The organism is Metaplanococcus flavidus (assembly GCF_042675885.1).
Taxonomy (GTDB): Bacteria; Bacillota; Bacilli; order Bacillales_A; family Planococcaceae; genus Planococcus; species Planococcus flavidus.
This window is the reverse complement of the sequence record NZ_JBHTKI010000012.1, coordinates 44,594-57,196: the sequence shown is the minus strand read 5'-3', so window position 1 is coordinate 57,196 and position 12,603 is coordinate 44,594. Positions and strand designations below refer to the sequence as shown.

Sequence of the window (12,603 nt, the reverse complement as noted above, 5' to 3'; positions counted from 1 at the left end):
ATTTTTGGAAGAGTTGATTTGAATTGATGAAAGGAGAAGTTTGATGAATCTTGGTCTAAAAAAGGATGAAGTAAAGATAGTGGAGTATACACGCGAGTGGAAAGAAGAATTTATTCGCGTGCAAAAAGAATTGGTTGAATATGCAAAGCTTGATGAAAACCGTATTGAACATATTGGCAGTACCGCGATTGAAGGGATGAGCGCAAAGCCGATCCTGGATTTAGCCGTTGGAGTCGATGACTTGAGTCAAGTGGATAAAGATTTGCTGCAGGCGTTACAAAAAGCAGGTTTCCTGCGGTTGAAAGTGGAGCGGCCAGGAGAAGTGGTGCTGGCGAAATTTAGGGATGACAGTTATCAGGAAAAAACACACTTCATCCATTTAATCGAGTATCAGCAAGAGCTGTGGAACGACCTGGTTTTCTTCAGGGATTATTTAAACGGGAACGAAGCAGCCAGAATGCAGTATTTGGGAATCAAATTGACGTATTTAAAAACTTCCTCTACAGGCATAAAGGAATACACAGATTTTAAAGAAGCATTCGTGAAAGAAACCCTGCAAAAGAGGGCAGATTCCATTTAAATAGAGAAGGGCGTTTTCGGTTTATCCAATGGAAGGAGTGCATGGCATGAAGAGAACCTTGGTTATCAGTGATATTCACGGAGAACTTGAACTGTTTGATGAGCTGCTGCGGAAAGCGGAATATGCCCCCGATCGAGACCAGTTAATTTTACTGGGTGATTACGTGGACCGCGGTCCGGATTCCAAAGCAGTTTTGGAGCGGGTGATTGAATTGAAAAACGGTGGCGCTATCGTATTGAGCGGCAATCATGATGCAATGATGGTGGCCGCGGTAAATGGCGAACCCGGCGCCCTGGAGAGGTGGGGCAGAAACGGGGCACTTCCTACACTGCAGAGCTATGACTCCTCAATAAAAGAAATGGAGTTTCCGGATTCCGAAACGTTTCGGGAGCATGTTTCATTTTTAGAGGAACTGGATTTCTATCATGAGACAGACGAGTACATTTTTGTGCATGCGGGTATTCAGCCGGGAACGCCGGTTCGGAAAACGGATCCCCATACACTGATATGGATTCGGGAGGAATTTTACGAGGCTTATGGAGGCGAAAAAACAGTGGTGTTTGGCCACACGCCGGCATTTTTGCTGCGGGGATCTTCGGGCAATAATGATATTTATTTTGGCGACAATAATATCATCGGGATTGACGGTGGCGCAGCTTACGGCGGGCAGCTGAATTGTCTGGAATTGCCGAGCCGGAAAAGCTATGTCGTGAAGAAAAAGTAAAGTTGGAGGAGTGGCCGGGTGAAGAATAAGGTGAATTCTAACTCGTAAAAAGCTGATCGCTCATAGAACTCAGATAACCGCTCATAGAACTTGAAATACCGCTCATAGAATCCAATAACCGCTCATAGAACTTGAAATACCGCTCATAGAATCCAATAACCGCTCATAGAACCTGAAATACCGCTCATAGACTTCCGGCACCATAGATAATGAGTCTGTAGAGGGTAAGCGGGACAATGGTTTCTTATGAACTGTGGAAGTTACTGGAAAAGATATATGTTACAATCGAAAGAAGCGCTGGAAGGATGGTTTAATGAGCAGAAACGTTAAAACCTTAATCGGTGCTGTATTAGGCGGTATTATTGGCGGCATAATAATAACCCTGTACTCTGAAGACGACTCCTCTATTCTCTCAAATGTACTTCCCATCGTTGTGGGATGCGTTATCGGTTTCTTTATTATCAATTACATTACAACTCAAGTAAAAAAGGCGAAAGAAGACTAGGTGTGTGGAGCTCCTCCAAGGATCAACTTGGAGGGCTTTTTTATTGTTCTGTTGAATGAAATATGCCGGAACATTTGCGATGGTGGAGGTTCTTTCAAATATAGCTTTAAATTCTAAATACATTTATATGTACAAGGAAATTTTCACTTTATATTAAAAAAGAATATTCAGACTATTTATTTGAATTTAAAAGCCTGTTCTCTTATGATGTAAGGACATCGAGATGTGAAAATCCAGAGTTTGAGAACTTAATTCCAATGGAGGAGGCATCATATTCATGACCAAGATTGGCATCATAACAGGAAGTACGCGGCCGGGGCGTAAAAGTCTCGATGTGGCGAAATGGGTCAAAGGCATTGCTGACAAACGGGGAGACGCCGAATACGAAATTGTCGATCTGGCGGAATTTAATCTGCCACTGTACGCCGAACCGGTTTCTGCTGCATACAGCCAGGACTACCAGGCACCAGAAGCACATCCATGGTCGAAAAAAATCGCTGAATTGGACGGGTACGTTTTTATCTGTCCGGAATATAATCGCGGTGTTACGTCAGTCCTGAAAAATGCGATTGATTATTTATATTACGAATGGAACAATAAAGCAGCGGGAATCGTCAGTTACGGTAGTGCAGGTGGGGTCCGTTCAACAGAAGCCCTCCGAATTATTTTGGCTGAATTGCAAATCGCCACCGTGCGGGCGCATACGTCCATGTCGTTATTTACGGATTTCGCGAAAACGGGTGAATTCCAACCGGCTGCATTCCATGAAAAAACGGTCAATACACTGCTGGATCAGCTCAATGCATGGACCAACGCACTTCAACCATTACGCAATAAATAAAGAAACGACAATGGAAAACTTCATAATAAACGCCAAAAGAAGAAACTTCATCTGAAGTTTCTTCTTTTGAGCTTGTTTAGAAAGTAAAAATGAAAANCTTGGCTCGCGCTGAGCTAACTCGGTCTCGTTTCACTTCGCCCGAGTGGATCTCAGCACTTCGCTTGGACCCCTGGGCGTCTTCGCTGTTTTGCTCCATATCTCAGCTCTTTTTCTATAAAGGAATAGACGTTTAAGTGTGTGGTATGTGAGAAGGTAAACACTTGCATTATCAGCACAGAACAGAATGAAGCGGCAGGCGGCGACTCCATCGGGAACCAGAGCTAGTCCTGAGACCCCGCAGTGAAGGTTTGGCAACAGCATTCGGTCGAACCTTTGCGACGAAGCGCAAGGCGCTGCAACGCCCTTTCATGTCTCGAATCTAGCGCAGCGTTGCAGGGGCAGAGACAGGAGCATCGGTTTTCAACGCGAAGCGAGCGAGCGAGGAGGCTTGGGCGTGAGCCCGCGGAAAGCCCACACCGGAACAGAAAGCAACCGTTCTTTCACCTTATTTCGTCAACTCCTTAGATGAAATATGAGAAAAACACTTGACTGCGCATAAGAAAGCGTCCGCCTAGAGCGAAATGATTGGAGAAGTTGCCGGTTTCTCAACAGCCTGAAGAAGAAACTTCATCTGAAGTTTCTTCTTTCATTTTAAAAATATTCTCACATGCTCTTCGGTCATTACGCCCAAACACATTTGAATTTTTGAGAAGAGAAAACATCGATGTCCATCGTATCCAAAAGTTCACAAATGTAGTAAAACGCCTGAAGATTTTTAATCCCCAGCCCTTTCTCTTTATGCACGTCCAAATAGATGATGGTTTCTTCTTTGGAATTAATGGAGCGCGCAGCAGTGTAGAAAGGAATGTTTTGCTTTTGAATATTTTTTTGGTCGGAAAGGGTGAATTTTGAAAGCTGGAAAATATCAATCACCAGGTAACTTCCTTCCATGGAACAAATAAGAACCATGTCGAAACGTTTGAAAATGTTGAGTGTTTCTTCTTTTGTCATTAACATGCTTTCGATTGTTTTACTGACAAAAGTCTGAATCTCTTTTAAATCCATATCTGAAACTGAATATTTTCTTTTTACCAGGAACATATAAAACACCTCCAATAGTTGATGGGAAAAGCAGTATGCACTTCGAGAGGTTCGGATGAAAAAATAAAAAGCCGAAAGTCCTATTTTGAAAAAATAAAGAAATTCAAATCGTTGGTTATTTATAAAAATGTAACAATTTTTACTACAAAGAAGTTTGGTAAATCCTTTTATTATAAGCTTGATGATCGCTATAAATAATAAATGAACCTAAAGTGCTTTTAATAATGTTTCAAATATAGATAAATTGGCTTATATAGAGGTTGTGTTAATTAAATTATATAATTTAGAAATATAACTTAATATAGTTATATATAACTAAATAAAAAATATTTTTAATTGTTAAATCCAACAAATACTCTGGTAATTTGCCTTATGATTTTCTGACTAGATGAACGGAAAGCATGGCTATCCATAAATTCGAGGAATGGTAAAATCAGTACAGGGATGTCCTGAATATTGTTTTGGAGGAAGTAAATTCTAATAAATGGAAACTTGATACAAAAGCGAAGGAGCGATTGCATGTTCAATCATAAAAGGATACGTGATTACGGAGTAAGAATCGGCAGGCTCCAAACAGGGCCGCGCAACGCCATCACCGATGTGGAAGGAGTGACAGTCGGCCATGTAACACTCAGCGAGGAGAGCAGCCAAACAGGTGTAACCGCCATATTGCCGCATCAGGATAATATCTTTAAAGAGAAATTGGTCGCCTCGAGCCATGTCATCAACGGTTTCGGCAAAACCACGGGAACCATTCAAATGCAGGAACTGGGTACATTGGAGACGCCGATTCTTCTGACGAATACACTTGGTGTCGGCGTTGCTGCCGATGCATTATTCGATTATATGTTGGAGCGGAACCCCGAAATCGGGCGCACAACCGGAACAGTGAACCCTGTTATCGGTGAATGCAATGACATGTTCTTAAATGATATACGTGCTAAATTCGTGAAGCGCGAACACATTTTCGAAGCACTCGAAAATACGTCATCCGAATTCGAAGAAGGAGCAGTCGGTGCAGGGACCGGCATGTTGTGCTACTCGCTGAAAGGTGGCATTGGTTCCGCATCCCGGATCATGGAATTGGACCATGGGAGCTATACACTCGGCGTAATGGTCCTTTCGAATTTTGGTATCCTGAGCGATTTACTGGTTCAGGGCAAAACTGTGGGGCAGGAATTGAAAGAGGCTCTCTGCGAATCGTATAAAGAAGAAGACAAAGGATCCGTCATGATCATCGTCGCAACTGACTTGCCTGTATCCGAACGCCAGTTAAACCGTATCCTCAAAAGAGCGGTTGCCGGTTTATCGAGAACAGGTTCTATCATTACAAACGGCAGCGGGGAAATCGTCATTGGCTTTTCGACCGCCACAAGGATTCCGCACGACAAGCCGGAGAAGCCGCTTGCATTAACCCAAATCCACGAAGAAGATATGGACACTGCTTTTCGGGCGATAGGAGAAGCAACGGAAGAAGCTGTATTGAATTCATTGGTGACCGCAGAGGCTGTAAAAGGGCGCGATGGCAACGAACGACCGGCTTTCAAGGATTTGATCGAGAAGTTTGGCGTTTCGCTGAAACCATAAAATACATAACGCATGCCCATCAGAAGGGCGATTCGAACTCTCGCGTAACGTCTTTTCGCATTCCAGGCAATACTTGGGCAGTTAGGGCGAGAATCAGCAATTCAGAGAATTTATCCATAGCCACTTGAACATATAAGCATATGCTGATATGATGTTTTTAGTTTCAGAAACAAGTAAGAATAAATGTCTTATTAAAATAATCACTAAAAAAAGAGGTGAAATATAAAATGGAAGCGACAGTAAAAGAAATTGAAATCGAAAAAGCCGGGATGGTGCTTAAGTTATTGGGGGACAAGACGAGGCTCGCGATGATGAAGCTTTTGGAAAAGAACGATTGCTGCGTTTGCGAATTTGTGGAAATCTTCGGGATCAGCCAGTCGGCCATCAGCCAGCATCTCCGGAAACTCCGTGATGTCGGATTGGTGAAAGAAAAACGGAAAGGTCAATGGATCTTTTACTCGTTGAATAAAGACAGTGAAATGTATGAAATGGTTTTGCGAATCCTTGAATTTATTCCAAGCCAGGACGAACGCATCAAAGAATTGGAAAAACAGGGACTGCGAATCAGTTGTGAATAGTGGAGGGAATTGAATGGCACAAGGTATTTTGGCATCGCTGATTTTCCTCATCACTCTGATACTCGTCATTTGGCAGCCGCGCAACCTTTCCATCGGTTGGTCAGCCATTGGCGGGGCCGTTGTAGCCTTGATAGTAGGAGTAGTAGATTTTCAGGATGTAGCAGATGTAGCAGGTATAGTTTGGAACGCAACACTGGCGTTTATCGCCATTATCATCATCTCGCTGATTTTGGACGAGATTGGATTTTTTGAGTGGGCAGCATTACATATGGCCCGCATCGCAAAAGGAAACGGCTTGCGCATGTTTATTTTTGTCAGCATCCTTGGCGCGCTGGTCGCAGCTTTGTTTGCGAATGACGGAGCCGCATTGATTCTCACGCCGATTGTTCTGGCAATGGTCCGGAACTTGAATTTCTCGGAAAAAATGATTTTCCCATTTATCATCGCCAGCGGATTTATCGCCGACACCACGTCATTGCCTTTAGTGGTCAGCAACCTGGTGAATATCGTTTCCGCCGACTTTTTCGGAATCGGCTTCGTGGAATATGCTTCAAGAATGGTAGTGCCGAATCTTTTTGCACTCGTATCCAGTATTCTTGTATTGTATTTATTTTTCCGCAAGGACATCCCGAAAAATTATGAAATGAAGAATTTGAAGATACCGAACGATGCCATCAGGGACCACAAGATGTTCCGCTTGTCGTGGGTCGTGTTGGCCGTATTATTAATCGGTTATTTCTCAAGTGAGTTTATCGGCATTCCTGTTTCCATCGTGGCCGGCATCATCGCAATTTTCTTCCTGCTGATGGCGCGTAAAAGTCCGGCTGTCCGCACGCGCGTCGTTTTGCGCGGCGCACCGTGGAGCATCGTCTTTTTCTCACTCGGTATGTATGTGGTTGTTTACGGCCTGCGGAATGTCGGATTGACGGGTGTCTTATCGGAAGTCATTCAGGCTGCGGCCAATCAGGGTTTATTTGTCGCAACGATGTCGATGGGCTTTATCGCAGCCATCCTGTCATCGGTGATGAACAATATGCCGACCGTAATGATCAACGCGCTCGCGATTTCAGAGACGCAAACAAGTGGAACCATCCGCGAAGCATTGATCTATGCAAATATCATCGGCTCGGATCTGGGTCCAAAAATCACGCCGATCGGATCCCTCGCAACCTTGCTGTGGCTCCATGTCCTGTCATTAAAAGGTGTGAAGATCTCATGGGGCACATATTTTAAAGTCGGGATCATCCTCACAATCCCAACCCTTATCGCGACATTGGCCGGATTGTATTTATGGTTGTTGGTTCTTTAAAATTTATTTATATATGTTGAAAATAATAATCTTTAGCAGCCGATATTCCGCAAAACAGCTTCGAAGACAGTAGACGTGTCCTGCACGGAAACTGTCTTTGCGACGAAGTGCGCAGCACTGCAGGAGCACGATTTTAAGGCTGCTCCTGCATCGCTGCGCTGCTTCGTCGCAAAGAGCCGGCCTTGCAGGCTACGGCCAACTCTTGGCTCGCGCTGAGCTAACTCGGTCTCGTTTCACTTCGTCCGAGTGGATCTCAGCACTTCGCTTGGTCCCCTGGGCGTCTTCGCTGTTTTGCTCCATATCTCTAGAGATTTCTCTCAGCGCCGGCGCCTCCTTTGCGACGAGCAGTGCGCAGGAGCATAATCTTTGCACTGTCCAAAGCGCCGAAGCGGCATATAAATGTTAGTTCTTTAATTTAAATTATTTAAAATCAAAAGGAGTTTTTATGATGACGAAAAAAACATTGTACTTCCTATGCACAGGTAATTCATGCCGCAGCCAGATGGCAGAAGGCTGGGGGAAACAGATTCTTGGCGACGAATGGCAAGTGCTGAGTGCGGGAATTGAAGCGCACGGTTTGAACCCGAATGCGGTAAAAGCGATGAACGAAGTGGATATCGACATTTCGGAACAGACATCCGACATCATTGATACGGAAATTTTGAACAATGCAGATTTCGTCGTCACTTTGTGCGGCGATGCTGCCGACAAATGCCCAATGACGCCGCCCCATGTGAAGCGCGATCACTGGGGCTTTACAGATCCGGCAAAAGCGGAAGGAACCGATGAAGAGAAGTGGGAAGTTTTCCAGAACGTCCGCGATGAAATCGGGGAACGCATCCGTAAATTCGCTGAAACAGGACAGTAACAGTGAAACGAAGAGAAAGCCTGACCTTATGTCAGGCTTTCTTTATCAACATGGTATCAGCATATACGAATATCATAATCGAGGAGGAAACAACATGAAAAAAGTTGAAATCTTTGATCCCGCCATGTGCTGCTCGACCGGTGTCTGCGGACCTGTGGTTGATCCGGATTTAACCCGCATTGCATCCGCTGTTTATTCGCTGGAGAAAAAAGGCTTCCAGATTGATCGATATAATTTAAGCAATGACCCAAGTGCATTCGTCGAAAATCAAAAGGTGAATCAGGCATTGGCTGATGGAGGACCAGACGCGCTTCCGCTGGTACTTGTCGATGGTGAAATCGTAAAAACGTCAGAATACCCATCAAATGACGAGTTGGCCCAATGGTTCGGCACGACGCCGAGTGAGCTGCAGGAAAAACCGAGAGTCCGCGTTTCCGTTGAATTTGGAAAATAAAGGAGAGAATCCCATGCATTCATTGTTCAATCCGAAGAAGATGGCATTGACGCCGTTTCTGTTTTTCACCGGAAAAGGCGGTGTCGGCAAAACGTCGACAGCCTGTGCGACGGCAGTGGCACTGGCCGACCAAGGTAAGAAGGTGCTGCTCGTCAGCACTGACCCGGCTTCGAATTTGCAGGATGTGCTGGAAGTGGAATTGACGAATGAACCGGCAGCGATTGCAGCTGTCGACAATTTGTTTGCCTGCAATATCGATCCCGAAGAATCGGCGCGCGCCTACAAGGAAACGGTGGTAGGGCCTTACCGCGGCAAATTGCCGGATGCCGTGTTGGCCACAATGGAAGAGCAATTATCCGGCGCCTGCACAGTGGAAATCGCCGCATTTGATGAATTTTCACATTTACTGGCGGATGAAAGCATATTGGACGAATACGATCACGTCTTGTTTGATACGGCACCGACCGGGCACACACTTCGCCTTCTGCAATTGCCGACAGCGTGGAGTGGGTTTTTGGAAGAAAGTACACATGGCGCTTCCTGTTTGGGGCCACTAGCAGGTCTTGAAGGCAAAAAAGAACTGTATGCCAAGGCGGTCACATCGCTGGCAGACCCTGACAAGACAACTTTGCTGCTGGTTGCGCGTCCGGATAACTCATCGTTACTAGAGGCGGACCGCGCTTCTGCTGAACTGAAAGAAATCGGCATCAAGAATCAAATCCTCATCGTCAATGGCCTGTTGCAGACGCATCGTCTGGAAGACGAAATATCAACGGCGTTCTATAATCGCCAGCGGGTGGCTTTAAGCAAGACACCACAAGCTTTAAAGCAAATCATGGCGTATTCACTGCCATTCGTGTCGTATTCACTGACGGGTATCAAGAATCTGCGTTATCTATTCAGTTCTTATGCCATCACAACGTCGGATGCGGAAGAAATCACCGGCCAAATGTCCGACCTTCCGGGCTTGAATGGAGTCATTGATGATTTCTCTGAAAAAAATACACGCGTTATTTTCACAATGGGCAAAGGCGGCGTGGGGAAAACGTCGATTGCGTCAGCGATTGCAGTCGGGCTGTCTGAAAGAGGTCATCGCGTCCATTTGACGACGACGGATCCTGCTGCACATCTTGCTTACACATTTGAGGGCAGTGCGATGGAGGACAATTTGTCCATCAGCAGCATCAATCCTGAAATTGAAGTGGAACGCTATAAGAAAGCGGTTATCGAAAATGCAGGGAACGGACTGACAGAAGAAGAGCTGGCTTATCTGCAGGAAGACCTGGAATCACCGTGCACTGAAGAAATTGCTTTATTCCAGGCGTTTGCCGCAGTCGTGGAAAAGTCGGAGAACGAGATTGTGGTGATTGATACGGCGCCGACCGGCCATACATTGCTCTTACTGGATTCGACGGAAGCCTACCATAAAGAGATGAGCCGTTCGACGGGCGACGTGCCGGAAAACGTGAAAAAGCTTTTGCCTCGTTTACGCAATCCGGAGGAAACTGGGGTAGTCATCGTCACATTGGCCGAAGCGACTCCGGTTCTCGAGGCCGCGCGTCTTCAGGAAGACTTGGAGCGTGCCGGAATCGACCCGAAATGGTGGGTCATCAATCAAAGCCTGGCGGCAACGGATACGACAGATCCGGTCCTAAGAGGCCGTGCAAATTCCGAAGCGAAATGGATCGCCAAAGTGAACAACGAATTGGCATCCAATTGCGCTGTTATTCCGTGGCTGAAGGAAGAAAAAATTGGCTATCAGCAATTGAAGGAATTCAGCTTATAAGAGCTGAAGGAAGGGGGAGACAATTTGGATAAAGAATATCAGGAGCTTGTCAAAGACCGCATTTTCATTGGCGGAGCAGCAGATGCACAGGCCGCTGTAGAATCAGAAGGCATCGATGTCGTGGTTGACCTGCGGGCAGAAGTGGCTGAAGGCGATTACGAATATCTCCGGATTCACAGCCCGATTGTGGACGATTCCCTTGAACAGCAGGATGATTCGATCAAAGAAGCGGTTGAGCAGATAGTGGATGCTTACAACGACGGCAAGAAAATCTACTTTCACTGCGCAGGCGGCAGCAACCGAACCGGCACCGTAGCAATCGGCACGCTGCTGGCTTTGGGTAAAGCCGACAGTATCGAAGAAGCGGAACAACAGGCGACTTCCGTACGCCAGAAGATAAAAGTCAAAGAACCTCTCAAGGAATCATTGGCGAGAATTTTTCCGTCATCTTAAGAGTGGGATATCAAAAAGCAAAAGGAGAGATGATACAAATGATGATTACAAACGAAGCGAAACAATATATCGAGTCTATTCTGGAAGAGCAAAATGCAGAAAGCCTGCGGATTTTCACAACAGCCGGGTGCTGCGGACCTCAAATCGGCATGAGCTTGGATGCGCCGGAATCGACGGACGAACTGGCTGACGTCAACGGCATTCGGATGGCCATCGCGCCGGAAGCGAAGCAGGCAGTGGAAAGCTTAACCCTGGATTTTGAGAAAGAAGGCGAACAGGCAGGCCTGGTGATGATTGGTGCGCCGACGGGCTGTTAAATATTAATTTGGACAAGCAAGACCAGACGGCAAAAAGCAATCGCCGTCTGGTCTTTTTCTTTTGTATTAAGATTGTATGTGGAAAACATTCATTCTTCGTTTTCCAGATCTTCTATCAATCTTTTCATCTCGGCGATTTCTTCGCGTTGCGATTCGATGATTTCGTCAGCAAGCTCCTGTACACGGGGATCTGAAAGTTCCGCGCGTTCACTTGTCAGAATGGCGATCGAGTGGTGGGGAATCATCGCTTCCATCCACTTGACGTCTTCAATCAGCAACTGGCTGCGCACCAGCCAAAGCGATAGGGCGAATACGACAGCGGCACCGGCCAAAATACCTGAATTCACCTTTTTGTTCTTGTACATCGGCCACATGTACAGCATCATAACAATAGCCATGATGGATCCCATAATCAACGCCATATAAATCCTGGTTTCACTGTAAAAGATGTGGTCGAGTTGGAATACGTTCAAAAACATCAGCCAATACATCAGGAAAGTCGACGTGGCAATCATCAAGCCGAATTTTACGTAATTATTCATAATAATTCCTCCTTACATATTTTTGAATTTGGTTGACGGGACTTTTTGCTGCTGAATAAGTGCCTACCTTACATGTATACCATCAGAAGCGCGGAATAAACTCCATAAAAAGTGCATAATTACTTTTGAAATAAAAAAATGCGACCAATCGATTAGCCGTAGGCAACTTTTAAATAAAAACGAGCGCTGCTCCAAGGGGAGATCAGCGCTCGATTATTATTCCGCAATAAGATTAGGGTTGCGCAGAGATAACTGCTCTATTCTGCCGACAGTTCATCTTCCGTCATCCATTTGTGATTGGTCACCTGATCGCCGTCATCCAAAGGCATGAAATCGATTATATAGACAGTTGTTTCTTCAACCGAATCAATTGCAACCGTGGCACCATCCATTCCGGCCATATGGTCAGCAGAGACAATGACTTCATCGCCAGCCTCCAGTGGTTCGCTGCCTGGGTTCTCAAGTTCTTCGTGGATAACCCATTTATGGTTCCTTACAGGACTTCCGCCATCGGTTGGCGTATAAGAGATGGCATAAACAGTCGTATCATATGCACCGACAATCGTCGCTTCTGCACTGTTCATCCCGCTCATGTGATCCGCTTCGACGTTTACCTGGCTTCCAACTTCAAATGCCGGATTTTCTGCTTCCTGTAAACCATCCGGAACTTCCCCGGACCCTGAATGATTCATCCCCATATGACCGTCATCCTGGTCTATCTGGTCGTTCGGCATATTCTCCGAATCCATGTGTTCCTGAGGTGCATCATTTCCTGCATTACATGCGCTTAACAGCAGAATGAACAAAAGAGACAGTATTCCTGTCAGTAACTTTTTCGATAACATCGGTATCCCTCTTTCCTTATTTTTTATTATATTACTTAAAAATAATGCATATTGTGTGCAGGAAGCGTTACAGT

Annotated in this window: 15 protein-coding genes; 12 read left to right on the top strand and 3 right to left on the bottom strand. The window is 45.6% G+C overall.

All coding sequences use genetic code 11. From position 1 onward, the window contains the following. Positions 1-43: 43 nt before the first annotated feature. The 4 genes from ACFQ1X_RS09185 (at position 44) to ACFQ1X_RS09170 (ending at position 2,650) form a co-directional block, all read left to right on the top strand. A complete protein-coding gene (locus ACFQ1X_RS09185) occupies positions 44-580 on the top strand; it encodes a GrpB family protein (protein ID WP_144839999.1) in 537 nt (178 codons plus the stop codon). Positions 581-626: 46 nt separating this feature from the next. Continuing rightward, on the top strand, positions 627-1,304 hold the full coding sequence (locus ACFQ1X_RS09180) for a metallophosphoesterase family protein (protein WP_144840001.1): 678 nt from the start codon (positions 627-629) through the stop codon (positions 1,302-1,304). Between the two features lie 313 nt (positions 1,305-1,617). Continuing rightward, a complete protein-coding gene (locus ACFQ1X_RS09175; protein ID WP_144840003.1) occupies positions 1,618-1,809 on the top strand; it encodes a hypothetical protein in 192 nt (63 codons plus the stop codon). A 277-nt stretch (positions 1,810-2,086) separates the two neighbouring features. After that, on the top strand, positions 2,087-2,650 hold the full coding sequence (locus tag ACFQ1X_RS09170) for an NADPH-dependent FMN reductase (RefSeq protein WP_144840005.1): 564 nt from the start codon (positions 2,087-2,089) through the stop codon (positions 2,648-2,650). 720 nt (positions 2,651-3,370) lie between these two features. Here ACFQ1X_RS09170 and ACFQ1X_RS09165 read toward each other — a convergent pair. Continuing rightward, positions 3,371-3,790, bottom strand: coding sequence for a hypothetical protein (locus ACFQ1X_RS09165; RefSeq protein WP_144840007.1), 420 nt, complete (start codon positions 3,788-3,790; stop codon positions 3,371-3,373). 519 nt (positions 3,791-4,309) lie between these two features. Between ACFQ1X_RS09165 and ACFQ1X_RS09160 the strand changes: the two genes are divergently transcribed. The 8 genes from ACFQ1X_RS09160 (at position 4,310) to ACFQ1X_RS09125 (ending at position 11,142) form a co-directional block, all read left to right on the top strand. Then, positions 4,310-5,377 (top strand): DmpA family aminopeptidase, encoded by a 1,068-nt coding sequence (locus tag ACFQ1X_RS09160; protein WP_144840009.1) that lies wholly within the window; start codon positions 4,310-4,312, stop codon positions 5,375-5,377. Between the two features lie 227 nt (positions 5,378-5,604). Continuing rightward, positions 5,605-5,955 (top strand): ArsR/SmtB family transcription factor, encoded by a 351-nt coding sequence (locus ACFQ1X_RS09155; RefSeq protein ID WP_144840011.1) that lies wholly within the window; start codon positions 5,605-5,607, stop codon positions 5,953-5,955. Between the two features lie 13 nt (positions 5,956-5,968). Continuing rightward, positions 5,969-7,264 carry an arsenic transporter gene (locus ACFQ1X_RS09150; protein ID WP_144840013.1) on the top strand — a complete coding sequence of 432 codons (1,296 nt, stop codon included), beginning with the start codon at positions 5,969-5,971 and terminating at the stop codon, positions 7,262-7,264. A gap of 448 nt (positions 7,265-7,712) precedes the next feature. Continuing rightward, entirely contained in the window at positions 7,713-8,132 is a 420-nt protein-coding gene (gene arsC, locus ACFQ1X_RS09145) for an arsenate reductase (thioredoxin) (RefSeq protein WP_144840015.1), read from the top strand. A gap of 94 nt (positions 8,133-8,226) precedes the next feature. Further along, complete coding sequence (arsD, locus tag ACFQ1X_RS09140; protein ID WP_144840017.1) at positions 8,227-8,586, top strand: arsenite efflux transporter metallochaperone ArsD; 360 nt, start codon at positions 8,227-8,229, stop codon at positions 8,584-8,586. A gap of 13 nt (positions 8,587-8,599) precedes the next feature. Continuing rightward, positions 8,600-10,372: an arsenical pump-driving ATPase gene (gene arsA / locus ACFQ1X_RS09135; RefSeq protein ID WP_144840019.1), complete on the top strand. Its 1,773-nt coding sequence runs from the start codon at positions 8,600-8,602 to the stop codon at positions 10,370-10,372. Between the two features lie 24 nt (positions 10,373-10,396). Further along, the gene (locus tag ACFQ1X_RS09130; RefSeq protein WP_144840021.1) at positions 10,397-10,825 is read left to right on the top strand and encodes a protein-tyrosine phosphatase family protein; all 429 of its coding nucleotides are present in this window, start codon (positions 10,397-10,399) and stop codon (positions 10,823-10,825) included. 38 nt (positions 10,826-10,863) lie between these two features. After that, the gene (locus ACFQ1X_RS09125; RefSeq protein ID WP_144840023.1) at positions 10,864-11,142 is read left to right on the top strand and encodes an iron-sulfur cluster biosynthesis family protein; all 279 of its coding nucleotides are present in this window, start codon (positions 10,864-10,866) and stop codon (positions 11,140-11,142) included. Positions 11,143-11,231: 89 nt separating this feature from the next. On the opposite strand, the gene ACFQ1X_RS09120 is transcribed toward ACFQ1X_RS09125, so the two are convergent. Both ACFQ1X_RS09120 and ACFQ1X_RS09115 read right to left on the bottom strand, forming a co-directional pair. Continuing rightward, positions 11,232-11,684 carry a DUF305 domain-containing protein gene (locus tag ACFQ1X_RS09120; protein ID WP_144840025.1) on the bottom strand — a complete coding sequence of 151 codons (453 nt, stop codon included), beginning with the start codon at positions 11,682-11,684 and terminating at the stop codon, positions 11,232-11,234. Between the two features lie 257 nt (positions 11,685-11,941). Beyond that, positions 11,942-12,529: a YdhK family protein gene (locus ACFQ1X_RS09115; protein WP_144840027.1), complete on the bottom strand. Its 588-nt coding sequence runs from the start codon at positions 12,527-12,529 to the stop codon at positions 11,942-11,944. Positions 12,530-12,603: the final 74 nt, after the last annotated feature.

Coding starts and splice junctions, on each gene's coding strand:
- ACFQ1X_RS09185 (WP_144839999.1), top strand. CDS start 44: ATGAATCTTGGTCTAAAAAAGGATGAAGTAAAGATAGTGGAGTATACA.
- ACFQ1X_RS09180 (WP_144840001.1), top strand. CDS start 627: ATGAAGAGAACCTTGGTTATCAGTGATATTCACGGAGAACTTGAACTG.
- ACFQ1X_RS09175 (WP_144840003.1), top strand. CDS start 1,618: ATGAGCAGAAACGTTAAAACCTTAATCGGTGCTGTATTAGGCGGTATT.
- ACFQ1X_RS09170 (WP_144840005.1), top strand. CDS start 2,087: ATGACCAAGATTGGCATCATAACAGGAAGTACGCGGCCGGGGCGTAAA.
- ACFQ1X_RS09165 (WP_144840007.1), bottom strand. CDS start 3,790: ATGTTCCTGGTAAAAAGAAAATATTCAGTTTCAGATATGGATTTAAAA.
- ACFQ1X_RS09160 (WP_144840009.1), top strand. CDS start 4,310: ATGTTCAATCATAAAAGGATACGTGATTACGGAGTAAGAATCGGCAGG.
- ACFQ1X_RS09155 (WP_144840011.1), top strand. CDS start 5,605: ATGGAAGCGACAGTAAAAGAAATTGAAATCGAAAAAGCCGGGATGGTG.
- ACFQ1X_RS09150 (WP_144840013.1), top strand. CDS start 5,969: ATGGCACAAGGTATTTTGGCATCGCTGATTTTCCTCATCACTCTGATA.
- arsC (WP_144840015.1), top strand. CDS start 7,713: ATGACGAAAAAAACATTGTACTTCCTATGCACAGGTAATTCATGCCGC.
- arsD (WP_144840017.1), top strand. CDS start 8,227: ATGAAAAAAGTTGAAATCTTTGATCCCGCCATGTGCTGCTCGACCGGT.
- arsA (WP_144840019.1), top strand. CDS start 8,600: ATGCATTCATTGTTCAATCCGAAGAAGATGGCATTGACGCCGTTTCTG.
- ACFQ1X_RS09125 (WP_144840023.1), top strand. CDS start 10,864: ATGATGATTACAAACGAAGCGAAACAATATATCGAGTCTATTCTGGAA.
- ACFQ1X_RS09120 (WP_144840025.1), bottom strand. CDS start 11,684: ATGAATAATTACGTAAAATTCGGCTTGATGATTGCCACGTCGACTTTC.
- ACFQ1X_RS09115 (WP_144840027.1), bottom strand. CDS start 12,529: ATGTTATCGAAAAAGTTACTGACAGGAATACTGTCTCTTTTGTTCATT.